Source organism: Streptomyces sp. NBC_01268, from assembly GCF_036240795.1.
In the GTDB taxonomy this organism is placed as follows: domain Bacteria; phylum Actinomycetota; class Actinomycetes; order Streptomycetales; family Streptomycetaceae; genus Streptomyces.
This window is the reverse complement of the sequence record NZ_CP108454.1, coordinates 977,010-999,343: the sequence shown is the minus strand read 5'-3', so window position 1 is coordinate 999,343 and position 22,334 is coordinate 977,010. Positions and strand designations below refer to the sequence as shown.

Sequence of the window (22,334 nt, the reverse complement as noted above, 5' to 3'; positions counted from 1 at the left end):
TCCGTCCACGGATTTACGCGCCCCTGGAGGGCCCGCGGTGTCTGCCCCGCCCCCGCGCCGGGAGTCCGCGCCGGGAGTCCGCGGCGGGGCGAGGCGGGCGGGGAGCGGACGCCCGCACCGGTTTCGAGCACGGCGGTGACATCCCGGGCCACGCCAGCCATGAGGTCGGGCTCGACATCGACATCTGGCCGACCCGCACCGACGCGGCCCAGCGCACCGCGGGCCGGACCACCTGGCAGTCCGGGAGGTACGACAGGGCGGCGACCCGCCGGCAGCGGCGGAGGCGGCACCAGCCGCGCCCAGCTCGCCGCGTCGATCGACGCCCACTCCCGGATCTCGCTTCTGACGTACCACGTCAGTGGAGTCGTCGACAGCGACGGAACAGCCGCCGGATCCACCCCCAACCCCCACGACACGGCCGACGCCCGCCATCACGGGCGTCGGCCGCTTCGTGCTCCAGCTCAGGACGGCGTCCGCATGGTGGCAGGCACGCCGGCGGGACCCTCACGGTGACGCCCCAGCAGGGGGCGTCTCAGCCCCGCAGCCACCGGTGTCCGGTCATGATCCGAGGATTCTGCGCTTCTGTTCCTCGAACTCGGCCTCCGTGAGGACGCCCTGGTCCTTGAGCTCGCCGAGCTGCTTCAGCTGTTCGATCTTGCTGCTCATGTCGACGGCAGCCGGAGCCGCCGGCGGTTCGGCGTAGGACGCCTGCTGGGGCGGGGGCGCCTCGTTTCCCTGTTGCGCCGCCCACCGCCCCTGCTGTCGGCGTGACACACGGTTCGACACGGCGGTCGCCGTTCCGGCGACCACGGCGGTGCGGGCGACTCCGCGGAGGAGACCTGGCATGACTGTGTCCCTTCTGCCTTGGCGGGCTCTGCGGCTAGTGAGCGGACTCGGTCGCGTCGAGCGCGTCGACCAGGTCGGTCACGGGGATCCTTCCGGAGGCGACCATCCGGGCTCCGCCGCGACGCAGGGCGGCGGCGAAGGGTGCGGCCCACAGGTTCTCGTAGACCAGGATGCCGGCGGAACTGCCGGGCTCCAGCGCGGCGCCCGCCTCCTCGATGTCGTCCTGGCCCAGGAGTCCCGACGACGCTCCCTCGAAGACGGCCAGGTCGAGCCGGCCGTCGCCGGTGAGGTCGGCGATCTCCAGGCCGGTCACAGATCCGTCGTCGTCCTTCCTGACGAACGTCAGGTCCAGGATCCGGATCAGGCCGCGGTCCACGAGGTCGACGAGGATGGGGAAGCCCTCGCCGGTCATCCGGTTGCCGGGGAACTCGACGACCAGATAGTCGATCGGGCCTACGTCGCCCACTTCTTCGAATGCGTCGCTCACTGCGTCACCTCTGGTGCTCGCTGATGCCCCCCTGGAACCCCCGTCACGTAGGTCAATTCCATCACCGGAGCGCGGTCGTCGCACTTCGGTGGGCCGTTCACCCGCCTGGATCGGCCCAGGTCGCACGCCGCGCGCCGTAGGGATCTGCGGGCTATCGTGCGCGGCGACGGTGACGGACTCGTTCGGAGTACCGCTACGAGTGCCGGTCGGCAGGCGGGTTCCCCGCCCGCAGCTCCCGCCGCAGTGCGCGCAGCGCCGTACGTTTTGCCGCGCGACGCCGCAGCCGGGCACGCCACCGCTCGCGCGTCATGACGAGGAGAAGCCCCAGGCCGAGGAAGCCGCCGACGGCGAGGGCGGCGATGAGCCAGGGGAAGCAGGACAGCCGGACCGTGTTGCTTTCGGGAGGCCGCTCTCCTTCGGCGAGCAGCGCGAGGCCACCGACTCCTACTACCGCTTCGCCGTCTGCGGCGACGCCGCCCGCAGGGCGAAGGACGTCGACCGGATGCTGCGGGAGGTCGTCGCCCGCCACGGCCGGATGGACGAGGAGGCGGCGGCCGCGTACGTGAAGCAGATGTCCGCGGACAAGCGGTACGTCCGCGACGTCTATTGAACGAGAGGGCGGGCCGCCGCCCAGTCCGTTCCGGAGCACCGGTGGCAGACCCGGCCGCTGGCCGACATCGGGACCCGGATGTCAACCCGGCTCACGCAAACGGACGATCAAGGAAACGGAAGATGTATGAGAAGTGCGGGCAATGTGAACTCCAGTTGTACAGACGGTTGTTCGTAGAGGCTTCTCAGTCACCTGCCTGGCTGCTTAGACTCCGTTCAAATCAGAGACCGACTGGGGGAGGACCTTGCATGTCCCGCACCATGGAATCGCCTTCGCAGCCGCAGGACTTGACGTCGGGCAGCGCGCGGTCCGCAGGGTTGGTCAGTCGGCGCAGGTTCGCGTACCTCGCCTCCGGCGCGGTGCTCGTCGCCTCGCTCGCGACGGCTTGCGCCGATGCCGAGGCGGGCTCGGGTAAGGCGCTTCAGGCCAGTGGTTCCACCACCGTCGCGCCCGTCGCCGCCGATGCCGCCGAGGCGCTGAAGGCGCAGGGTCTGAACATCACCGTCGCCACGCAGGGTGGTTCGGCCGGCGGCATCTCGCAGCTCGGGGCCGGGCAGATCGACATCGCGCTCAGCTCCAAGCCGATCGCGGACGCGGACCGGTCCGCCAGTCCCAAGACCGACTTCGTCGAGACGCAGATCGGCGCCGACGCGGTGGGCGTCATCATCACGAAGCAGGTCGCCGACGCCGGGGTCAAGAACCTGACGGTCGACCAGGTGAAGGGCCTGTTCGAGGGGAAGATCACGAACTGGAAGGAGATCGGCGGTCCCGACCTCCCGGTCTTCGTCTACGACAAGGAGCCGGGGCGCGGCACCCGCGAGGTGCTCGACAAGTACCTCTACCACGGGGAGAAGCCCCCGCCGCCGCCGAACTCCGACAACTTCGCCATCGTCGGCGGCAACCTGGAGACGCGCAACAAGCTGGAGTCGACGCCGGGAGCGGTCGCCCCGCTGTCGACCGGTTTCGTCGAGGGGCGTGACAAGCTGGCCGTGGTCACGCTCGACGGGATCGCCCCGTCCTCGGAGAACGTGGCCACCGGGAAGTACCCGATGAGCCGCCCGCTCTACATGGTCACGAACGGGCAGCCGAAGGACACGGCGAAGAAGTTCATCGACTACATCCTGTCCGAGAAGGGGCAGGCACTCCTGCCCAAGCACGGCTATCTGACCCTCAAGCAAATCGGGAAGTAGCCCGTGACAGCGAAGACGCTGGTGCGGCCGCCGGCCGCACCGGACACATCGCCTCGCCCACGGCCCTCCTCGTGGGTCTGGGCCTGGGTGTGCGCCGGGGCGCTCTCGGTGGCGGGGTCCCTGCTGGTCGTCGTCGGCTACCTCGGGGCAGGGCTCTTCAGCGGGAAGGTCGACTGGCTCGCCCTGCTCGCCGGGGCTTCGTGGAATCCGGCGGACTCCGTCTTCGGCGGGCTCGCCATGATCTACGGGTCCGCCGTCGTCTGCCTGATCGCGCTCGTGCTCGCGGTTCCCGTCGGCTGGGCCGGAGCGATCGCCCTCACGGAGTACCTGCCGCCGCGGCTCGCCAAGCCGCTGCGCATGAGCGTGGAGCTGCTCGCGGCCGTCCCCTCCATCGTGTACGGGCTCATCGGCATCCTCGCCGTCCGGCCCCTCATCGCCTGGATCGGGGACGTGCCGGGCGGGGACAGCCTGCTCGCCGCCGGTGTCGTGCTGGCCGTGATGATCACGCCGACGGTCGTGGCCGTGAGCGTGGACGCCCTGTCCGCCGTGCCGGACCGGTACCGAGAGGCCGCCTACTCCCTCGGGCTCACGCGCCGCGAGGTCGTGCGGTCCGCGGTGCTGCCGCAGGCCCGCCAGGGCATGCGGGCCGCGGTGCTGCTGGGACTCGCCCGGGCGCTCGGCGAGGCCATCGCCGTGTTCCTGGTCGTCGGGCGGGCGGACGGGCGGCTGCCCACGTCCTTCGGCGGGCTCGTCGACTCGCTCGTCCACCCGGGCCAGACCTTGACCACGAAGCTGGCCGGACCCGAACCGGTCCTGGCGGGGACCTCCGGTCCGTACTTCGCCGCGATCTGTGGCCTCGGTCTCGTCCTGCTCGCCCTGGTCGCGCTGGCCACGGTGTGGGGGACCCGGCGCTCGTCCGGGTCAGGGTCCGGGCTGGGCCGCGACCGGCAGCACCGGTCCGGGCGGATGCGCGGGGAGCTCGACAAGCTGGTGCGGGTCCTGCGTCTCGGGGCGCTGCTCCTGCCCGGAGCGCTCCTCGTGGCCATGCTAGCCGTGCTCGCCACCCGCGGAAGTGCCGCCTTCTCGCCCTCGTTCTGGTACACATCAGCGTCCGGGTCGGCCGGCGGCGGAGTCAGCGACCAGATCCTCGGCACGCTGATCCTGATCACCACGACGGGGCTGATCTCCCTGCCGCTGGGATTCGGCGCGGGCATCCTGCTCGGCGTTCACGCCTCCGCCCGCGGCGCGCGGGTCCTGCAGACGGTGACCGTCGTGCTGGGAGGAACGCCGACCATCCTCCTCGGCCTCGCGGGCTTCGTGATCGTGTGCAGCGCCATGGGCTGGGGCCGGTCGTGGCTGGCGGGCGCCCTCGTGCTGGTGCCGGTCGTCGTCCCCGTCGTGGCCCTCACGACCGCCGGGCGGGTCAGCGGCATGCCGCCCGAGACGACCGAGAGCGCCATGGCGCTCGGCCTCTCGCGCGCGCAGTACATCCGGTCCGTCGTCGTCCCGTACGCCTGGCCGGCCACGGTCACCGGTCTCCTGCTCGGCCTCGCCCGGGCGGCGGGGGAGACCGCGCCGCTCCTGTTCACCGCCACGGTGTTCTTCGGGGCGCCGGCGGTGCCCAGCGGGATCGTGAACGCGCCGGTGCAGGCGCTGCCCACCCACATCTTCACCCTGTCCCAGGACTCGGGCGACCCCCAGGCGGTCTCACAGGCGTGGGGGAGCGCGATGGTCCTGGTGATCATCACCGCCGTACTGCTCAGCGTGGCCGTGGCGCTGCGCAACCGCTTCGAGGGGGAACGATGGACGACGTGATCGCGGTGCGGGAACTCCGGGTCCGGGACCGGGAGAAGACCCTCGTGGGGCCGGTCTCCTTCGGGCTCGAACCGGGGTCCACGACCGGACTCTGCGGGCCGTCGGGCGCCGGCAAGTCCACGGTGCTGCGCGCGCTCGTGGATCTGCTCCCCGCGGGCCTCACAAGGGACGGGCACCTGGAGGTGCTGGGGCGGCCGATCGGTCACAGGAAGGGGGACGCCGATCTGCGGACGAAGGTCGTGCTCGTGCCCCAGACGCCCGTCGTCTTCGGCGGCAGCATCCTCGACAACGCCCTCTTCGGGATCAGGCACGTCATGCGGGCGCCGAAGGATGTCCTGCACGATCGTGCCGAGCAGGCTCTCAACGAGGCCGGGTTGTGGAAGGAGGTCTGCGACCGGCTCGACACGCCGGCCCAGACCCTGTCCGCCGGCCAGCGTCAACGGCTCTGTCTGGCGCGGGCGCTGGCCCTGGAGCCGGCCGCCCTGCTCCTGGACGAGCCGACGAGCGCCCTCGACGAGAGGAGCAGGGACACGGTCGAGGAGTCGGTGGCCGCCCTGCGCGGGCGCCGTACCGTCCTGCTCGTGTCCCACGATCCGGCACAGGTGGCGCGACTCTGCGACCGGACCGTGCAGTTGGACCCGCCGCTGGCGGTGCCTCGCCCCGCTCCCGTGGGGTGAACCGAGCGGGCGGGCGGCCGGCGGGTCCGCCGCCCGCCCGCCTCGCCGTGCCCGGCCGCGCGGGTCAGGCGCGGGCGAACCGGTGCCGCAGGGCCAGGGAGACGTAGACCAGCCCGATGAGGACCGGGACCTCGATCAGCGGGCCGACGACTCCGGACAGCGCCTGCCCGGAGGTGACGCCGAAGGTGCCGATGGCCACGGCGATGGCGAGCTCGAAGTTGTTGCCGGCCGCGGTGAACGCGAGCGTCGCGGTGCGGTCGTACGGCAGCCCGAGGGCCTTGCCGAGGGTGAAGGATCCGAAGAACATCACCGCGAAGTAGACGAGCAGCGGGGCCGCGATGCGGGCGACGTCGAGCGGCTGCGAGGTGACCGTCCTCCCCTGGAGGGCGAACAGGACGACGATCGTGAACAGCAGGCCGTACAGTGCCCACGGGCCGATCCGGGGCAGGAACGCCCGCTCGTACCTCTCCCTGCCCATCCGCCGCTCGCCCACTCGGCGGGTCAGGAAACCGGCGAGGAGGGGGATCCCCAGGAAGACGAGCACGTTGAGGGCGATCTGCCACGGTGAGACGTCCAGCCCCTGTCCGTCGCCCAGCCCCAGCCACGTCGGCAGCAGGTCCAGATAGAACCAGCCCAGCAGGCCGAACGCCAGGACCTGGAACAGGGAGTTCAGCACGACCAGGACGGCGGCGGCCTCCCGGTCGCCGCAGGCCAGGTCGTTCCAGATGATCACCATGGCGATGCAGCGCGCGAGGCCCACGACGATCAGGCCGGTCCGGTACTCCGGCAGGTCGGCCAGGAAGATCCAGGCCAGGGCGAACATAACGGCGGGGCCCGCGATCCAGTTGACGGCCAGCGAGGCCGCCATCAGCTTGCGGTCGCCCGTGACGGCGTCCAGGCGGTCGTACCGGACCTTGGCGAGCACCGGGTACATCATCACCAACAGGCCGACGGCGATGGGGAGCGAGACCCCGCCGACCTCGACACCCGCGAGCGCGTCGCTCAGGCCGGGGACGAGCCGCCCCAGGACCAGACCCGCGGCCATGGCCGCGAGGATCCATACGGCGAGGTAGCGGTCGAGGAAGGACAGCCTGCGGGTGAGGCCCTCCTTCGCGATCGCATCAGTGTCGACTGAGGTGAGCATGCGGGGATGCTCTCACATCATCATGTGCTGACACCAGCGTGTGGTGATGTCAGTGTCCGTCGATGTCAGCAGCTCCGCTTGCGGCCGGTCTCGGCGGTCTCGCGCGCGGCCTCGGCGAGGCCGCCCAGCTCGCCGACGAGCGACGTCAGGACCTCGGGCTTGAGGCGGTAGTACGTCCACCGGCCGCACGGCTCCGTGTCGACCAGGCCTGCGTCCCTGAGCACCTTCAGGTGGTTCGAGAGGTTGGTCTGCCTGGCGCCGGTCTCCTCGACGAGGTGGGTCGTACAGAGGGACTCGCGTGCCAGCAGGGTCACGATCCTGAGTCGGAGGGGGTCGGCGAGGACGCGCAAAAGGTCACTCTCGACTGATGTCAGCATGGACTGATACTCTCATGGCCGGGGGTGTCGCGGCCACCGCATTCCCCCAGTTTCCCATCAGGGCTGCTGTCGGCGCGCCGTCACTCCTCACCTGCCAGAGCACCACCCCGCACCACCCGAGGATCGACCATGGCCGACGCCCCCACCGCCTCCGTCCTGTTCGTCTGCGTGCACAACGCCGGCCGCTCGCAGATGGCCGCCGCCTGGCTCCGGCACCTGTCCCAGGGGCGGGTCGAGGTGCGCTCCGCCGGCACCCTGCCCGCCGACCAGGTCAACCCGCAGGCCGTCGTCGCCATGGCCGAGGTCGGCATCGACCTGGTCGGCCTGACTCCCCGGGTGCTGACCCCGGAGATGGTGGAGTCCAGCGACTACGTGATCACCATGGGCTGCGGCGACACCTGCCCCGTCTTCCCCGGCAAGCAGTACCGCGACTGGGCCCTGGAGGACCCGGCGGGTCAGGGCGTCGACGTCGTGCGCCGCATACGCGACGAGATCAGGACGCGGGTCGAGGACCTGGTCGCGGAGATCGGCCGCAACGCCGCGACGGCGGACGTCACCGGAACGCGAGCGGCCGACGCAGCGTGACCTGATCGATGTCGGAGGTCCGGATCGTCAGCGAGAGCTGCCAGGTTCCCGGTGCCGGCACCTGGAACCCGGACACGGTCCAGTGGCCCTCCGACGCACGACGGAGGAGTACGGGCAAGGGGCCGATCCCGGCGGACGACGTGAGCGCGGCCCGGATCTCCGGTACGTCGAGCGGTCCTCCGGCCGGGTCCGTCACCGTCACGTGGACGGCGTTGGGGCCCACCCGTCCGGGGTCCACGACGACATCGGTCCTTCCCTCCCCGCTCGGTCCTCCGGTGTCGAAGGCGGCCTCGACCGACACGACGAGCCCGCCCCCGGCGGATGCCGACGACTCCTCTGCCCGGGAGGGCTCGGTCGTGGTCAGCGCCGTGGTGATCGCGAGGACGGCGACTCCGAGGGCGGCCTCCGCCGCGACCCAGCGCCGGAACCCTCTTGCGGACGTGTGCTCCAGCCGCATCGTCCAGCGCCGCGAGACGTAGCCGAGGCAGAGCAGCAGCGCCACGACGGCGGACTTGGCGAGCAGCAGCACCCCGAAGCGGGTGTCGGTCAGGGCGGGCAGTGAGCCGACCTGCCGCCAGGACTGGTAGAGCCCGGTGGCGACGAGAGCGCAGACGCTGACGAGCGCCACCCGGGAGAACCGGGCCAAGGCCCCCACCGGCAACTCGCGGACGCGCGCCAGCGCGACCGCCAGGACGAACAGGCCGCCCACCCACGCGCCTGCGGCCAGCAGGTGCACCACGTCCACGGGCATGGCGACCGCTGCCTGGAGCCCGGCCGAGGCATGCTCGGCACCAGCCCAGGTCCAGGCCAGCGCCACGCCGAGCGGGACCGCGCCGCGGCGCGCGATCCGGTCCCTCCGCTCCGCGGGCCCGCGCCGCCACCAGGCCCAGGCTCCGGCGCCGACGGCCAGCAGCGCGAGGCGCGCACTCAGCAGCACACCCGTCTTGCTCGCGAGGGCGTCACCCAGTCGTGCGGGGTCCGCGACCTCGCCGAGGGTTCCCGAACCGGTGTAGCTCCCTCGCAGGACGAGCAGCGCGGCCGTGCACACCACGAGCAGGGACCAGCTCGCGACCAGCGTGCGGCGGAGCGGCCGATGCCGCCCACCCGGCCGGCACACGAGGACGAAGCAGACCGCGCCGGTGAGGACGATCATCCCCGCGTAGGCCCCGAACCGCGCCGCCGCGTACGCCCGCCCGACCGCACCCGCGTCCGGGTCGCGCACACCGGCGACCCCGGTGGCGGCGGTCGCCGACGGTGCGCCGACGGAGAACGTGTACGCACCCGTCACTGGGTGGCTGTCCGCGGACACCACCTGGTACGCGACCGTGTACGTGCCCCGCGGCAGCGGCGCGCGCAGACCCACCACGTAGGTGCTGCCGCCTTCCGAACCGGGTCGGGCGTCGTCCACCCGGCGGCCCGCGGGATCCAGCACGCGCACGGCGTCCGCGGTGAGCGCGATCTCCTCGGTGAAGGTGAGCACCACCCGCGAGGGCGGTTCGGCGACCACCGCTCCCCGTGCCGGTGTACTGGCCGTGAGCACCGCGTGCGCGTCGGCCGGGGCGGTGCCGCCGAGGGCCAGCAGGCACAGGCCGGCCAGCAGGACCGTCATCCATCGGTACGCACGGGAGGCGGTGGGCGTCATCGGTGACCTGCCGCCGGATCAGGCGTCGCGACGACGGCGGCTGGTGACCAGGGCCGTGACGAGCCCCGCCGCGCCGAGGACGATCCCGGCCACGCCGAGCCACTTCTCGCTGCCGTGACCGGCGGCGTGCGCCTCGGCCGCCTTCTCGGACGCGTGGGTGTCGTCGGCCGCCGGCTTGGCGTCGGGTGCCTTCGTCGCCGTCGCCCCGCCGTGGTGATCACCGGTGGCGGCGGACAGGTGCAGTACGGGCGCCGGGTGCTCGGGCTCCTCCTGGCCCTTCGCCTGCGGCTCGATCCAGCGGACCACCTCCTTGTTGCTGTACGTCTGCAGCGCCTTGAGGACGAGTTCGTCGGCGTCCTCGGGCAGCCGGCCGAGCGACAGGGGGAACTTCTGGAAGTAGCCCGGCCGGATGCCCTTGTCGGTGGCGGTCCAGGTGACCTTGCTGACGGCCTCGGTGATGCTCTTGCCGTGCAGCGTCAGGGGCTTGGCCAGCTTCGACTTGGACACCGTGACGTCCCAGCCGGGTACGGCCTGCGGCATGACCGAGGCCAGGGGGTGGTCGGTGGGGAAGGACACCTCGACCTTGACCGTGGAGGCGTCGGCCCGCTCGTTGGGGACCTTGACGTTGACGGTGGCGTAGCCGCCCTTGGCGGCGGCGCCCTCCGGCTGGACGGAGACATGGGCGAAGGCGGGGGAGGACACGGCGAGGGTGGCGACAGCAGTCGCGGCCAGGACGCCGAGGCGAGCGAACGTGCGCATGGATGAGGCTCCGGTGTGGCGGGTCCCCGTGCGGCGCCGTGGCGGGCCGCACGCGAGGGGGACGAGACGAGGGGATGGCATGTGGTCCCGCCCCGGGTCGAGCACGGCGATGCCGACGTCAGCCGGGGGCGGCCGCCCATCGGGGAGGTCCGCGACGCGTCACCTCATGGGAGAGCAGCGTTCCCGCGGCAGAGGACGGAGGAGCCGCTGCTCCCTCGGACACGGTCCGCCGGTCCGGCAGCCTCGTCGCCGCTGCGTCGAGGGAGCGGCGCCACGCGACCAGGAGGCTGTGGGAGGCGCGCCGGACGAGCGAGACGGCGTCGGCCGTGCGGAGGCGCGCGAGTTCCAGCGCCCGACCGATCGCGATGTCCGCTCCGTGCAGCAGCCAGGCGACGACGGCCGCCGCCACGATGTGGGCGCACAGCATGGGCGCGCTCGGGATGAGAGCCGGCCACGCCGGGGCCCGTGCCATTCCGGCGTGCGTCATCGGGACCATGGAGTGGCCGGCTGGGCGCGCCGGCATCACGGCCGTGAAGAACGCGTGCAGTCCGACCTGGAGGGCGGCCAGCGTGCCGGTGCCCGCGCGTACCGACAAGCGGCGTCGAGTGAAGGTCGCGATCAGGAGGGAGGCGGTCGCCGTCCCGATCGCGACCGCTCCCGAGGAGGGTGCCGCCCCGGTGGCCACGCTGTGCGCGCAGGCGGAGATCACCACGCAGATCCAGGTCATCAGGAAGGCGCGGACCAGGCCGGCGCCGGGTCGAGAGAGCGCATGCGAAGCCATTCCCACCTCCCTACGGGTTCACTGCCGAGATCCGAATCAAGCTGACGGAGCGCCAAAAATGCCTGGGGGCAAGCGAGTCCGGAAGTCGGGACGGCGCGCGCCTCACTGTAGCCCGCTGATTCGATGAATCTCTAGACAGGAGGTGGTGATCACCATAGGCTCACGACGCCTGCCACACCACAGGGGGAGTCGGACGTGTCCCACAGCAGCAAGCCTGTCTCCAGACGAAACGTGGTCCAGAGCGCCGTGCTCACGAGTGCGGCCCTGATGGTCAACGTGCCCACCGCTTCCGCGACCGGGACAAGTCCTGGCAAGGGCACGGCTCCTGCCATCGTCGGCGAAGGCGGCCTGTTGAACTACTCCGAGGGCTCGGCGGCCCTGCAGCCCGACCGGACGGTCAGGAGCGCCTGCCAGTTCTGCAACTCGAACTGCGCCATCGACGTCGCCGTGCGAGCCGACCGCGTCATCAGCGTCCAGGGCTCCTCGGGTGACCCGGTGCAGCGGGGCAACATCTGCGTCAAGGCGCCGATGATGGCGGAGATCACGCACAACCCCCTGCGGTTGACCAAGCCCCTGATCCGCACCGGCGGCCCGAAGGGGTCGAAGGAATCCGCCTTCCGTGAGGCCACGTGGGACGAGGCCCTCGACCTGATCGCACGACGGCTCCTCGCGCTCCGCGACAGCGGGCAGGCCGCATCGATCGCGAACCGCACCACCGGACGTCTCCCGCGCGGAACCGGCTCCCTCGTCGCCCGCCTGTTCGCGCTCCTCGGCAGCCCCAACAACACCGATGTGGGCCCGGTCTGCAACGACGCGGGCGGAAACGCCCTCAAGGCCTCGTTCGGCCTCGGCAACTTCACCAACGGGTACGGCACGGACGGCGCCACCGGCCGGGACGACCTCGGTTCCGCCGACTACTTCCTCTTCCTCGGCACCAACCAGGCCGAGACGCACCCCGTCACCTTCGACTACCTGCTGCGTGGACGCGAGCGTACGGGCGCCACACTCGTCGTCGTCGACCCCCGGCAGACGCCCACGGGCGCACTCGCCGACGCATGGGTCTCCCCGAAGCCGCACACCGACCTGGCCCTCGTTCTCGGCATCCTCCACCACATCCTCGACAAGCGTCTGTACGACCCTGCGTTCGTGGACCGGTGGGTGCTCGGCTTCAAGGAGCTCCGGGCGCACATGGCCGCGTCCGGGTACACCCCGCAGTGGGCCGCCACCGTCACCGGCGTGCCCGCCGAGACCATCCGCCGCATCGCGCGCGACTACGCCCGCGCCGACAGGGCGGCCATCTTCTGCAACGCCGGCATCTCGCACCAGCTCGGCGCCTTCGACACGTACCGCGTCCTCACCTTCCTGGCCGCGGTCACGGGCAACATCGGCCGGCCCGGCACCGGATGCAACTTCATGCACAACACCTGGCCCGGTGACCTGCACCTGCCCGAGCTCACGGTCCGTACGCCCGAGATCGACCGGACGGCCCTGCCCGTGGGGCCCGACTACTTCGCCGAATCGATCCTCACCGGCGAGCCGTACCGGCTCAAGGCGATCATCACCCAGGGCAACCCGCTGATCTCCTCCGCGAACACGGAGAAGGTCAAGGAGGCGTTCCGGAAGCTGGACTTCTACGTCTACACGGGCCTGTTCATGGAAGAGGCGGCCTCCTACGCCGACGTCGTCCTGCCGGTGAGCTCCCCGCTGGAGTACGAGGGCGTGTACATGCGCCGGGACGACCGCGCCATCCGCTGGCAGGAGGCCGCGGTGCCCCGGTGCGGCGAGTCGAAGACCGACTACGAGATCTGGATCGAACTCGCCCACGCCTTCGCGCGGCAGGACCGGCGGAACGCCCCCTCGTACTGGACGGACGCCTTTCCGCCGGCCTGGAAGGACTACTCCGCCCTCTGGGCGGAATTCGTCAGGCACACCCCCGGCATGGGCGGCATGACCCAGCAGCGGATGGAGAAGCGCTCCGAACCGCTGCGCTGGCCCTGCCCCACTCCCGAACACCCCGGCGTCAGTGTGCTCTACCAGGACCACCCGTCCTGGTACGAGGCCGCCGAGTCCCTCGGAGCGGCGAAGGGGCGGCGCTTCCTGACTCCCAGCGGCAAGATCGAGATCTTCACGGAGGAGCTGGACCGGGAGCTCGCCACCGCCGGCCACGCCGCGCTGCCCGGCTTCTACACCCACCCCGAGGTGACCGGAGCGCACCCCACGATCGCGTACGAGAAGCGGTTCGTGACCAGTCCGGTCAACCCGCAGGCCGTCACCCACCCCGTTCGGCTCGGTGTGGAGGGCGACGGGTCCGTCCACCGCGACTACCCGCTCATGGGCATGACCGGCCGGCCGAGCGTCGTCCACTTCGCCTCCGTCACCCACTGGACACCGACGGGTGCTCGGCTCAACGGGATCCGTCTCCTCCAGATCCACCCGGACACCGCCCGGCGGCTCGGCATCGAGGACCGGGACGAAGTCGTCGTCGAGAGCCCCCGGGGCCGGGTCACCGCGACGGCGCTCCACTGGGAGGGCATCAGGGAGGACACCGTCTTCCTGCCGAACACCTTCGGCCCGGCCCAGAAGTCGGCGGAGGAGCTGGGCGGCGACTCCTACGAGGCGGCGAACACCCTCGTCGACGACCGCTACTACGACAACCTCTCCGGGCAGCAGGCGTACAAGTGCTTCGCCTGCCGCGTCTCCAAGGCGCCCGTCGGCACCCCCTGACACCCGGACCCGTCCGGCGGCCCTCCTCCACGGCACCCCACCGCCGGGCGCGGTCCCTGCCTCCGCAACCCCACCCTGCGGAGGCAGGGCCATCTCCCCTCCCCGGAAGGCGAGTACGGTGCCTCTCGTCACGCCTCAGGTCGGTTGCACAATGATTCGACGAGTGTGAAACTAAACAGATGTCACAGCTTGAGGTGATCCAGCCCGTGTCCTGCTGCACGCCCGTCATAGCCGCGCCTCTCGACGAGGAGCGGGCCGCGGGTACGGCCAAGATGTTCAAGGCGCTGGGTGACCCGATCCGGCTCCGGCTGTTGTCGATGATCGCGTCCACGACCGGTGACGGCGAGGTGTGCGTCTGCGACCTCACCGGGCCCTTCGACCTCTCCGCGCCGACGATCTCGTACCACCTGAAGATCCTCCGCGAGGCCCGGCTGGTGACCTCCGAGCGCCGTGGCACGTGGGTCTACTACAGGATCCGCCGCGACAACCTCGGCCTGCTCTCCGGACTGCTCGCCGTTCCCGACATGGAGGAACTGGCGGTCTCGGGGGCCTGAGCCTCCGGGACTCAGACCAGGATGTCGAGGTTCGGGCGCCGGTCGACCGCCAACGGGACGGAGGAGCTCTTGAGTTCCCTCGGCCGTTGCGGCTGATCGCCTCCGCACGCGCAGGGGCGCAGCCAGCCCCGCTCGACCGCCTTGGCCCCCGCCTCGAACCTGCTGCGGGCTCCCAGGCGTTCCATGAGGTCGGCGATCATGCGACGGGCGGTGCGCAGCCCCATCCCCAGCTTCTTGCAGACGGCCTCATCGGTGAGCCCCTGGCCCATGAGCCGGAGCAGCTCCTTGTCCAGTGGTGTCGGCTGGTCCCCGTCGCACGCTCCCGGGGCGTCCAGGGTCGTCATGCTCTCGCAGAGCCGCTCGAACAGGGCGATCAGGCCGGCGAGGTATCCCGCCCCGGTCACCTGCACCGCACCGGCGGCCGGGTCGCGCGGCTCGACGGGCAGGAGCGCCGTGGTGCGGTCGTAGACGACGAGCCAGAGGGGCAGTGTCGGGGCCGTCCCCACCTTGCCGCCGCTCCGGGCGATCCACCGGGCATAGGCGAGGCCGGTGCGGTCGTTGTAGACGCTTTCCTGGTAGACGTTCCAGACCAGCACGCCACGGTCCAGCATGTGCTGGTCCATCAGGCGGCGGGCGTGCAGCGACTCGGGGCCGTTCACGTCCGCCGGAAGCAGGGACACGCACTCGGCGGTCGTCCTGTCCGCCAGGTGCTCCATCCGCGCGTGGATCGCCGCGGGCGACTCCAGGCGCTCCCAGCCGGCCTGGGCGCCCCGGGCCTGGGCGTCCTCGTACTCCTCCGACAGTCGGTCCACGGCCGCCTTGATGTGGGCGAACTCCTCCTGGCGGCGCAGGAGTTCGGACTGTCGGCGCTCCAGCATCGTGCGCAGGGCGAGCGGCGGCCGGGTCGGTACGAGGCTGCCCTGGACCTGGCGCAGGAGGGAGAGTTCGAGGAGTCGGCCCACCCCGTCGCGCACGGACGCCGCCGGCGCGTCGACTTCGGTCAGTAGCTCGTCGAGCGAGGACCCTGGGTGGTCGAGTGCGAAGCGGTAGATCGTGTGGGCCAGTTCGTCCAATCCGAGCGACTGCAACATCTGCCCCCCCGGGTCTGCTGCTGAATCGAATTTCTTCAAGATAGCACGGTGGTTGATCACTTGATGGGGCCGCGGATTCGCTTTCCGATCAAGTAAGGCAGCATGTTGCCCGGCAACTTGCTGCACAGGGAAGCGCCTTCTCAGCCACCCCGGAACCCCCGCAGTCTCGAACGCGTCAGCACCGGCGCCACGGCGCCATGACCTCCGGGAGAGGCTTTGAGCTCGTTCGGGACAGACCCGCGCATGAAGGCCGAGAGCGTCACCATCCGGCCCTTGGAGACCTTCGACAAGCGGGTGAAGGTCCTCGGCTCCAAGAGCTACTCCAACCGCTACCTCGCGCTCGCCGCCCTGTCCGGCGAGCCGACCACCATCGAGGGCGCCCTCGTCTGTGACGACACCCGGTTCCTGGCGGGCGCGCTGCGTGCGTTCGGGCACGTCGAGGTGGACATCGACGCCGACGCCGAGCGGATCTCGGTCACGCCCACCGGCAGGCCCATGGTGGCCCCCGCCGAGGAGGTGTACGTCGGCGCGGCCGGAACCCCGATCCGCTTCCTGATCGCCATGGCGGGCCACGCCGAGGGCACGACCGTGCTCACCGGCACCCCGCGCATGCAGGAGCGCCCCATGGGCTCCCTGCTCGACGCCCTGCCCGGCGTCGGCGTCACGGCGGAGGCGGTACGGGGCAACGGCAGTCCGCCGATCCGCGTCACCGGCCCCAGCTTCCGCGGCGGCTCGACCCGCATCAGCGGCGCCGTCAGCTCCCAGTTCACCTCCAGCCTGCTCGTCAACGCCACACGCGCGGAGCAGGACACCGAGGTCCACATCGTCGACGACCTGGTGTCCAAGCCGTACGTCGAGATGACCATCGCCGCCCTGGCCGAGATGGGCGTCGTCGTCGAGCGCGACGGCTACAGCCGGTTCACCGTCGCGGCCGGACAGAAGCTGCGCGGCGGCACCGTCACCGTCGAGCCGGACGCCTCCGGCATGTCCTACTTCCTGGCCGCCGCGGCCGTCCTCGGCGGCAAGGTCACCCTTCCGGGCATCGGTAGCGGATCCAAGCAGGGCGACGTCGGCCTCGTCGACGCCCTCGTCCGCATGGGCTGCACGGCCGAGGTCACCGATGACTCCATCACCTTGACCGGCGGCGAACTCCACGGCATCGACATCGACATGGAGGCCATGCCCGACGTCGTCCCCACGCTCGCCGTCGTCGCCGCGTTCGCCCAGGGCACCACGCACATCAGCAACATCGCCAGCCTGCGGATCAAGGAATGCGACCGCATCGCCGCCGTCACCACCGAACTGCGCAAGATGGGCATCACCGTCGAGGAGCACGACGACGCGATGACGATCACGGGCGGCACGCCCCGGGGCGCCGTCATCGACACCTACGACGACCACCGCATCGCCATGTGCTTCGCCATCGCCGGCCTGCGCACGGAAGGCGTCGTCATCACGGACCCCGGCTGCGTCGCGAAGTCCTTCCCGACCTTCTGGCAGAAGCTGGACAGCCTCCGCGACGACGCGTCGAGCACCCTGTGAGCACCGGGACGCCAGGCGTCCTCCTGGTGCTCGACGGCTGGGGCCACGCCGAGCCGGGCGACGCCAACGCCCTGACCGCCGCCTCCACCCCGTACCTGGAAGCTCTGCTCACCAGCTGTCCGACGGTCCTCGCGGACGCCTCCGGCACGGCGGTCGGTCTGCTGCCCGGCACCGTCGGCAACTCCGAGATCGGGCACATGGTGATCGGGGCGGGCCGGCCCCTCCCGTACGACAGCGTCCTCGTCCAGGAGGAGATCTCCACCGGCCGGATGCGGTCGAACGAGACCCTGACCGGCGTACTGACCGGCCTCGCCGCCACCGGCGGGTCGCTCCACCTCATCGGACTCTGCTCCGACGGCATGATCCACGCCGACGTGCGCCACCTCAAGGAGCTGCTGCGCATCGCGGCGCGGCTCTCCGTGCCCGCGGTCCACGTCCATGCCGTCACCGACGGGCGTGACGTGGCGGACCACACCGCCGCCGCGTACCTCGCAACCGTCGAGGCGTACGCCGCCGAGGCCGGCATCGGGGGGATCGCGACCGTCGTCGGGCGTGGCTACGCGCTGGACAAGAGCGGGAACCTCGAACTGACGGAGAAGGCCGCCCTCGCCGTCGTCGACGGCAAGGGGGAGGCGATCGACGAGCCGCGGGAGGCACTGGAGCTCGAACAGCGCGGTGACGAATGGGTGCCGCCGTGCGTCGTGACCGGTGCCGACGGGCAACCGCGCGGCCTGGTGCGGGGTGGCGACGCCGTCCTGTTCACCAACTTCCGCAGCGACCGCATCCAGCAGCTCGCGGACGACCTGCACCGTCGGCTCGCCGGGCGCGGCGTCACCTTCCTCAGCCTCGCCCAGTACGACACCAAGGCGCCGATCCCGCCGCTCGTGCGCCGGGCGGACGCGGGCGGCGGCATCGCCACCCAGCTCGCCGCCCACGGCGTGCGCTCGGTGCGCATCGCCGAAGCCGAGAAGTTCGAGCACGTCACCTACTACCTCAACGGCAGGGACGCGAGGCCCGTGCCCGTCGAGGAGCACGTCAGGGTCACCGGCGACACGGCCCCGGACTACACGGCGCGGCCCGCGATGAACATCGACCGGGTCACCGAGGCCGTCACGGCCGCGGCGCGACGCGACGAGGTGCCCCTCGTGGTCGCCAACCTCGCCAACATCGACGTCGTCGGCCACACCGGACACTTCGAGGCCACCCGCCAGGCCGCCCAGTACACCGACCGCGCGGTCGAGGCCATCTGCCGCGCGGCACGGGCGACTGGGCGTTGGGTGCTGCTGGTCGGCGATCACGGCAACGCCGAGAAGATGCTCGCCGAAGGGGCCGACGGCGCCCCCCGGCCGTACGGCGGTCACACCACCAACCCGGTGCCCGCCGTACTCGTTCCGGCGGAGGGGCAGGAGGTGCGGCAGCCCACCGGGCCCGCCACCCTCGCCGACATCGCCCCCAGCGTGCTCGCGCTGCTCGGGCTCCCCCCGGCACCCCGGATGACCGGGCGTCCGCTGTGGTGACATCCGGATTCCGGCGCCGCGGCAGCGTGAACGTCCCCCGTACCCCCACCGGACAGGAGACCCACCGATGACCCGGAGCCCGAGGCTCGCACTGGTCGGCGACCGGAGCGACCGTGTGCCCTCCCACGCCCGATTCGACGAGCTCATACCCGCCTTCGGCGTCGACGTCGACTGGCTCGCGAGCTTCGCCGTGACCGAGAGCATCGCCGAGTACGACGGCATCTGGGTGATCCCGGGCTCGCCGTACGTCAACCAGGCGGGCGTGCTGCTCGCCATCCGTACCGCCCGGACGCTCGGCATCCCGTATCTCGGGACCTGTGGCGGCTTCCAGCACGCGCTCATCGAGTACGCCCGCAACGTGCTGGGCATCGAGGACGCGGAGGACGTGCAGTACGACGCCTGCGCCGACACCCCGCTGATCGTCCCGCTCGCCTGCTCGCTCGTGGGGGAGACGGCACCGCTCTACTTCTCCTCCGGCAGCCGGCTCTCCGCCGCCTACCCGGGCCTGGAGTCGGCCGTGGAGACCTATCACTGCAAGTACGGCCTGAATCCGGAGTACGAGGACCGGATGCTCTCCGGCTCGTTGCGCGTCAGCGGCTGGGACGCGGAGAAGGCGCCCCGCGCGGTGGAGCTGCCGAACCATCCGTTCTTCGTCGGCAGCCTGTTCCAGCCGGAGTTGTCCTCCCGGCCGGAGCAACTCCACCCGCTGATACGGGTCTTCCTCGACGCGGTCGGCGAGCGGGCCCTTCGGGACCGTTGACACGACGATCTCTCTGATTCGATACTTGTTTAAGTAAGTGGAGTTCAAATCAGAAGCGCTGAAAGGGAGTTCGTCATGGCCACGACTTCGACCGAGGCGGCCGAGCAGGAGCCCGTCGGCGGCTTCGTCACGGACCCGACCGACACCGCAGGTGCCGCGCAGGGCGGCTGCTGCGGCGAGCCGGCCGACGCCACCGGCGCGGTCACCGGCGGCCAGGGCGGCGGCTGCTGCGGTGAACCCGGCGGCGGCTGCTGAGAAGGACGCCCGCAGATGACCGACACCGCACAGGGCCGGGAGCCCGCCACGGCGCAGCCGCCGGCGGACGACTTCGACGCGGAACGCGCCCTGACGACGCTCCGGGCCCTGTGCACGCCGGACATGCAAGGGCGCGCGCCCGGTACGCCCGGACACGACCTGGCCACCGAGTTCCTCGCCGCCGAGCTGGCGTCGTACGGGCTCACCCCGGAGCGCGACGGCTTCGCGATCCGTGAGGTGATGCGGCTGGAGGCCCAGCCCACCCTCCGCGTCGAGGGCCCGCCGCTCGACCGCGCGCTCGTCCACCGTGCGGAGTTCGCGGAGCATCCGCGTACGGGCCCGATGACCGAGCCCGTCACCGGGCCGGTGACCGGCCAGGACGCGGGCGAGGGGGAGTGGGCGGCCCTGCTCGCCGTCCCCCAGGGGAACGCCTTCGTCGAGCTCGCCGACACCTTGGCGGCGCGCGGCGCGGCGGGCATCCTCACCGCGCAGAACGCCGACGCCTCGGGCTTCCTCACCAAGCGGGTGCAGGGGCCTTCGCCGGTCGGGCTCCCGGTCGTCGCCGTGCGACCGGACCTGCTCGCGGACGCCGTCGGCGCTGTCGTCACGGCCCACGTGCCGCTGGTGCGCGTGCCCGCCACGGGCACGAACATCCTGGCCGGGCTGCCCGGCAGGGATCCCCGGGCGAAGCCCATCCTGCTCACCGCCCACTACGACGGCGTCGGTGCCGACCCCGAACGGCACTTCCCGTGCGCCGGCGACAACGCCAGCGGCGTGGCCGTGCTGTGCGAGGTGGCGCGGGTGCTGTGCTCCTCCGCCCCGCCGGCCCGCCCCGTCCTGTTCGCCCTGGTCGACGCCGAGGAGATCGGTACGCTCGGCTCGGGCCACCACGCGCGGCGACTGCGGGAGGCCGGCACCGAGCCCGACGTGCTCAACCTCGACATGGCCGGCAAGTTCAACGGCAGGGTCGCGGTCGAACTGGGCCCTGGCGACCCGGTTCCCCAGCACCTCATCGCCGCGCTCGACGCCTCCGGTCGCCGACTCGGCATCCCCCTGTACGCGGGCACGGTCGCGTCGGACAACCGGCGCTACGCCTCGGCCGGCTTCCCCGCCGCCGGAGTCGGACTCGGAGCGGCGCACTACCACTCGCCGCTCGACAGCCCCGAGCGCATCGAGGGCGACGCCCTGCACAAGGCGGGGAGGCTCGTCCTGGAGGCGATCCGCCACCTCGCGTCCCCGAACTGAACCCCGTCACCACCCTCTTCCCCCTTCAGGAGTCCCACCATGGCCGCGGCCCAGCAGTCCGTCTCCACCCAGCTCGTCCAGCTCGCCCCCACGGTCGGGGAGCACCACGCCGCCTTCTCCAAGAGCTACCAGGAGTTCTTCGGCGCGGTCTTCGACCACGACGCCCTGGACGCCAAGACCCGTGCCGCCGTCGCCCTCTGTGCCGCGCTCATGCAGGACCGCGAGGAGACCGTCCGCTCCTTCCTCGCCGCCGGCAAGAAGCTGGGCCTGAAGAACGAGGAGATAGGCCAGATCGCCGGCATCGTCGAGGCGATGAAGCTGGACGCCCTGCAGCGCCCGGCCGTGCAGGCCGTCGCCGCCGCCGCGAAGAAGGCCAACACCTGCTGCTAGTCCCGTCGTCACCACTCCGATCCCAGCCCCATTCCGACCTCATCCGAAGGACCGCGGGACGTGACTGATCCATCCACCAAGGGCGCCGGCACCGTCGTCGTGCTCGGAGGCCGCAGCGAGCGGGAGTTCCGCGTCGTACGGGACCTCGGACACCGTGTGGTGCTCGTGGACGCGCAGGTGCCCTGGCACTGCATGCCCTGGGTCGACGCCCACGTCGACGTCGACCTCGACGACCGGGACGCGGTGGCGGAGGCGATCCGTGCCGAACTCGGCGACGAGGCTCCCGTGGCCGTGCTCACGCACACGGAACCGCGGCTGCCGCTCATGGCGTACCTCAACGGGCTCCTCGTCGAGAGCCCTCGCGGCCTCGACGAGACCGCGGCCGCCAACTGCCGGGACAAGTGGCGCACCCGTACCGTGCTGAGCGAGGCCGGTCTGCCCGTGCCGCGCTTCTCGCTCGCCACCACCGTGGAGGAGGCGGTCGCGGCGGCCGAGGACATCGGCTACCCGGTCGTGGTCAAGCCCCGCGACGGCGCGGGGGCGTTCGGGGTGCGCTGCTGTCGGGACGAGGGCGAACTGCGCGCGGCCGTCGCCTCACTGTTCGGCGCGCCCGCAGGCCCCCTGGCCGGGGCCCTCGTCGAGGAGTACGTCGACGGTCCCGAGTTCGCCGTGCAGACCCTCACGCAGGACTCCAGGACCGGCGTCCTCAGCGTCTTCCGGCAGCGGATGACCCCGCCGCCGGTCTTCGTGGAGCTCGGATACGAGCACCCGAGCGGCCTTGCGCCGGCCGAACGCGACGAGCTGGACGCGCTGATGGGCCGTGCTCTCGGCGCACTCGGCCTGGACGACTGGATCAGCCACACCCAGGTCCGGCGCGGCCCCGACGGCTTCCGCGTCATCGAGGTCAACGCGCGCCGCCCGGGCGGGCGGCTCGTGGAGATGACCACGGCCGTCAGCGGGCTCGACATGACGGAAGCGGTCACGCGGCAGGCGCTGGGCCTCCCGCAGTCCGAAGCCGGGGCCACGGTGCCGTACGCCCGTTACGCGAGCATCGTGTTCGACACCTCCGGCACGCTCCTGTACGACGACGTCGAGAGGGAGCCCGGGCCGTTCGCCCCGCTCGTCGAGGTCGAGATCGAGCCCGGCGAGACCGTCCTGCCCAAGGACCACGCCAACGGCGGCGTCTACGGGCGCATCCTCGTCTACGGCGAGTCCGCCGAGGAGCTCGACGCCGCCGAGCGCCGGGTCCGTGAGGCGCTGAGCCTCCAGGTGGTGTTCGGAGACGGCCTCGGTCCCGCGGAGACCGACAGCCGCGAGTTCAAGTCGTGCTGCTGAGGTGGCCG

General features: G+C 71.6%; 22 protein-coding genes. 14 read left to right on the top strand and 8 right to left on the bottom strand.

Going from position 1 to position 22,334, the window contains the following annotated elements; translation table 11 throughout:
• Positions 1 to 558 precede the first annotated feature (558 nt).
• On the bottom strand, positions 559 to 846 hold the full coding sequence (locus OG309_RS04200; protein ID WP_329418354.1) for an SHOCT domain-containing protein: 288 nt from the start codon (positions 844 to 846) through the stop codon (positions 559 to 561).
• Between the two features lie 34 nt (positions 847 to 880).
• Positions 881 to 1,333 carry a DUF6325 family protein gene (locus OG309_RS04195; RefSeq protein ID WP_329418353.1) on the bottom strand — a complete coding sequence of 151 codons (453 nt, stop codon included), beginning with the start codon at positions 1,331 to 1,333 and terminating at the stop codon, positions 881 to 883.
• Positions 1,334 to 1,532: 199 nt separating this feature from the next.
• On the opposite strand from OG309_RS04195, the gene OG309_RS04190 reads away from it, so the two are divergent.
• From OG309_RS04190 to OG309_RS04175, 4 genes are all read left to right on the top strand, one after another.
• Complete coding sequence (locus OG309_RS04190; RefSeq protein WP_329418352.1) at positions 1,533 to 1,943, top strand: hypothetical protein; 411 nt, start codon at positions 1,533 to 1,535, stop codon at positions 1,941 to 1,943.
• 248 nt (positions 1,944 to 2,191) lie between these two features.
• Complete coding sequence (locus OG309_RS04185) at positions 2,192 to 3,133, top strand: phosphate ABC transporter substrate-binding protein (RefSeq protein ID WP_329418351.1); 942 nt, start codon at positions 2,192 to 2,194, stop codon at positions 3,131 to 3,133.
• Between the two features lie 3 nt (positions 3,134 to 3,136).
• Positions 3,137 to 4,948, top strand: a complete 1,812-nt coding sequence (gene pstC / locus OG309_RS04180; protein ID WP_329418350.1) for a phosphate ABC transporter permease subunit PstC — start codon at positions 3,137 to 3,139, stop codon at positions 4,946 to 4,948.
• Complete coding sequence (locus OG309_RS04175; RefSeq protein WP_329418349.1) at positions 4,936 to 5,625, top strand: ATP-binding cassette domain-containing protein; 690 nt, start codon at positions 4,936 to 4,938, stop codon at positions 5,623 to 5,625. The genes pstC and OG309_RS04175 overlap by 13 nt, the downstream gene beginning before the upstream one ends.
• A 64-nt stretch (positions 5,626 to 5,689) precedes the next feature.
• On the opposite strand, the gene arsB is transcribed toward OG309_RS04175, so the two are convergent.
• A complete protein-coding gene (gene arsB, locus OG309_RS04170) occupies positions 5,690 to 6,769 on the bottom strand; it encodes an ACR3 family arsenite efflux transporter (RefSeq protein ID WP_329418348.1) in 1,080 nt (359 codons plus the stop codon).
• A 65-nt stretch (positions 6,770 to 6,834) separates the two neighbouring features.
• Positions 6,835 to 7,146, bottom strand: coding sequence for an ArsR/SmtB family transcription factor (locus OG309_RS04165; RefSeq protein WP_329418347.1), 312 nt, complete (start codon positions 7,144 to 7,146; stop codon positions 6,835 to 6,837).
• Positions 7,147 to 7,275: 129 nt separating this feature from the next.
• On the opposite strand from OG309_RS04165, the gene OG309_RS04160 reads away from it, so the two are divergent.
• Entirely contained in the window at positions 7,276 to 7,731 is a 456-nt protein-coding gene (locus OG309_RS04160) for an arsenate reductase ArsC (RefSeq protein WP_329418346.1), read from the top strand.
• On the opposite strand, the gene OG309_RS04155 is transcribed toward OG309_RS04160, so the two are convergent.
• The 3 genes from OG309_RS04155 to OG309_RS04145 all read right to left on the bottom strand — a co-directional run bounded on the left by OG309_RS04155 (position 7,700) and on the right by OG309_RS04145 (position 10,913).
• Positions 7,700 to 9,373, bottom strand: coding sequence for a copper resistance CopC/CopD family protein (locus OG309_RS04155; RefSeq protein ID WP_329418345.1), 1,674 nt, complete (start codon positions 9,371 to 9,373; stop codon positions 7,700 to 7,702). The genes OG309_RS04160 and OG309_RS04155 overlap by 32 nt on opposite strands.
• A gap of 18 nt (positions 9,374 to 9,391) precedes the next feature.
• A complete protein-coding gene (locus OG309_RS04150) occupies positions 9,392 to 10,132 on the bottom strand; it encodes a YcnI family copper-binding membrane protein (protein ID WP_329418344.1) in 741 nt (246 codons plus the stop codon).
• Between the two features lie 118 nt (positions 10,133 to 10,250).
• Entirely contained in the window at positions 10,251 to 10,913 is a 663-nt protein-coding gene (locus tag OG309_RS04145) for a hypothetical protein (protein WP_329418343.1), read from the bottom strand.
• A 195-nt stretch (positions 10,914 to 11,108) separates the two neighbouring features.
• Between OG309_RS04145 and OG309_RS04140 the strand changes: the two genes are divergently transcribed.
• Positions 11,109 to 13,637: a molybdopterin-containing oxidoreductase family protein gene (locus OG309_RS04140; RefSeq protein WP_329418342.1), complete on the top strand. Its 2,529-nt coding sequence runs from the start codon at positions 11,109 to 11,111 to the stop codon at positions 13,635 to 13,637.
• Positions 13,638 to 13,816: 179 nt separating this feature from the next.
• On the top strand, positions 13,817 to 14,191 hold the full coding sequence (locus tag OG309_RS04135; RefSeq protein WP_329418341.1) for an ArsR/SmtB family transcription factor: 375 nt from the start codon (positions 13,817 to 13,819) through the stop codon (positions 14,189 to 14,191).
• 11 nt (positions 14,192 to 14,202) lie between these two features.
• Here the strand turns inward: OG309_RS04135 and OG309_RS04130 are convergent, their stop codons facing one another.
• Positions 14,203 to 15,282, bottom strand: coding sequence for a helix-turn-helix transcriptional regulator (locus tag OG309_RS04130; protein ID WP_329418340.1), 1,080 nt, complete (start codon positions 15,280 to 15,282; stop codon positions 14,203 to 14,205).
• 243 nt (positions 15,283 to 15,525) lie between these two features.
• Here OG309_RS04130 and aroA point away from each other — a divergent pair, with 243 nt between their 5' ends.
• The 7 genes from aroA (at position 15,526) to OG309_RS04095 (ending at position 22,326) form a co-directional block, all read left to right on the top strand.
• Positions 15,526 to 16,824: a 3-phosphoshikimate 1-carboxyvinyltransferase gene (aroA, locus tag OG309_RS04125; protein ID WP_329418339.1), complete on the top strand. Its 1,299-nt coding sequence runs from the start codon at positions 15,526 to 15,528 to the stop codon at positions 16,822 to 16,824.
• Complete coding sequence (gene gpmI / locus OG309_RS04120; RefSeq protein WP_329418338.1) at positions 16,821 to 18,341, top strand: 2,3-bisphosphoglycerate-independent phosphoglycerate mutase; 1,521 nt, start codon at positions 16,821 to 16,823, stop codon at positions 18,339 to 18,341. The genes aroA and gpmI overlap by 4 nt, the downstream gene beginning before the upstream one ends.
• Positions 18,342 to 18,408: 67 nt before the next feature.
• A complete protein-coding gene (locus OG309_RS04115) occupies positions 18,409 to 19,101 on the top strand; it encodes a glutamine amidotransferase-related protein (protein WP_329418337.1) in 693 nt (230 codons plus the stop codon).
• A 75-nt stretch (positions 19,102 to 19,176) separates the two neighbouring features.
• Positions 19,177 to 19,356: a hypothetical protein gene (locus OG309_RS04110; protein ID WP_329418336.1), complete on the top strand. Its 180-nt coding sequence runs from the start codon at positions 19,177 to 19,179 to the stop codon at positions 19,354 to 19,356.
• A gap of 15 nt (positions 19,357 to 19,371) precedes the next feature.
• Positions 19,372 to 20,601, top strand: a complete 1,230-nt coding sequence (locus OG309_RS04105; RefSeq protein ID WP_329418335.1) for a M28 family metallopeptidase — start codon at positions 19,372 to 19,374, stop codon at positions 20,599 to 20,601.
• A gap of 39 nt (positions 20,602 to 20,640) precedes the next feature.
• Complete coding sequence (locus tag OG309_RS04100) at positions 20,641 to 20,991, top strand: carboxymuconolactone decarboxylase family protein (protein ID WP_329418334.1); 351 nt, start codon at positions 20,641 to 20,643, stop codon at positions 20,989 to 20,991.
• A 60-nt stretch (positions 20,992 to 21,051) separates the two neighbouring features.
• Positions 21,052 to 22,326, top strand: a complete 1,275-nt coding sequence (locus tag OG309_RS04095) for an ATP-grasp domain-containing protein (protein WP_329418333.1) — start codon at positions 21,052 to 21,054, stop codon at positions 22,324 to 22,326.
• Positions 22,327 to 22,334: the final 8 nt, after the last annotated feature.

Excerpts from the sequence above, each read along its gene's own strand:
- OG309_RS04200 (WP_329418354.1), bottom strand. The coding sequence starts at position 846 with ATGCCAGGTCTCCTCCGCGGAGTCGCCCGCACCGCCGTGGTCGCCGGA.
- OG309_RS04165 (WP_329418347.1), bottom strand. The coding sequence starts at position 7,146 with ATGCTGACATCAGTCGAGAGTGACCTTTTGCGCGTCCTCGCCGACCCC.
- OG309_RS04160 (WP_329418346.1), top strand. The coding sequence starts at position 7,276 with ATGGCCGACGCCCCCACCGCCTCCGTCCTGTTCGTCTGCGTGCACAAC.
- OG309_RS04150 (WP_329418344.1), bottom strand. The coding sequence starts at position 10,132 with ATGCGCACGTTCGCTCGCCTCGGCGTCCTGGCCGCGACTGCTGTCGCC.
- OG309_RS04135 (WP_329418341.1), top strand. The coding sequence starts at position 13,817 with ATGTCACAGCTTGAGGTGATCCAGCCCGTGTCCTGCTGCACGCCCGTC.
- OG309_RS04110 (WP_329418336.1), top strand. The coding sequence starts at position 19,177 with ATGGCCACGACTTCGACCGAGGCGGCCGAGCAGGAGCCCGTCGGCGGC.
- aroA (WP_329418339.1), top strand. The coding sequence starts at position 15,526 with ATGAAGGCCGAGAGCGTCACCATCCGGCCCTTGGAGACCTTCGACAAG.
- OG309_RS04185 (WP_329418351.1), top strand. The coding sequence starts at position 2,192 with ATGTCCCGCACCATGGAATCGCCTTCGCAGCCGCAGGACTTGACGTCG.
- OG309_RS04115 (WP_329418337.1), top strand. The coding sequence starts at position 18,409 with ATGACCCGGAGCCCGAGGCTCGCACTGGTCGGCGACCGGAGCGACCGT.
- OG309_RS04145 (WP_329418343.1), bottom strand. The coding sequence starts at position 10,913 with ATGGCTTCGCATGCGCTCTCTCGACCCGGCGCCGGCCTGGTCCGCGCC.
- OG309_RS04155 (WP_329418345.1), bottom strand. The coding sequence starts at position 9,373 with ATGACGCCCACCGCCTCCCGTGCGTACCGATGGATGACGGTCCTGCTG.
- OG309_RS04105 (WP_329418335.1), top strand. The coding sequence starts at position 19,372 with ATGACCGACACCGCACAGGGCCGGGAGCCCGCCACGGCGCAGCCGCCG.
- OG309_RS04100 (WP_329418334.1), top strand. The coding sequence starts at position 20,641 with ATGGCCGCGGCCCAGCAGTCCGTCTCCACCCAGCTCGTCCAGCTCGCC.
- arsB (WP_329418348.1), bottom strand. The coding sequence starts at position 6,769 with ATGCTCACCTCAGTCGACACTGATGCGATCGCGAAGGAGGGCCTCACC.
- OG309_RS04130 (WP_329418340.1), bottom strand. The coding sequence starts at position 15,282 with ATGTTGCAGTCGCTCGGATTGGACGAACTGGCCCACACGATCTACCGC.
- OG309_RS04175 (WP_329418349.1), top strand. The coding sequence starts at position 4,936 with ATGGACGACGTGATCGCGGTGCGGGAACTCCGGGTCCGGGACCGGGAG.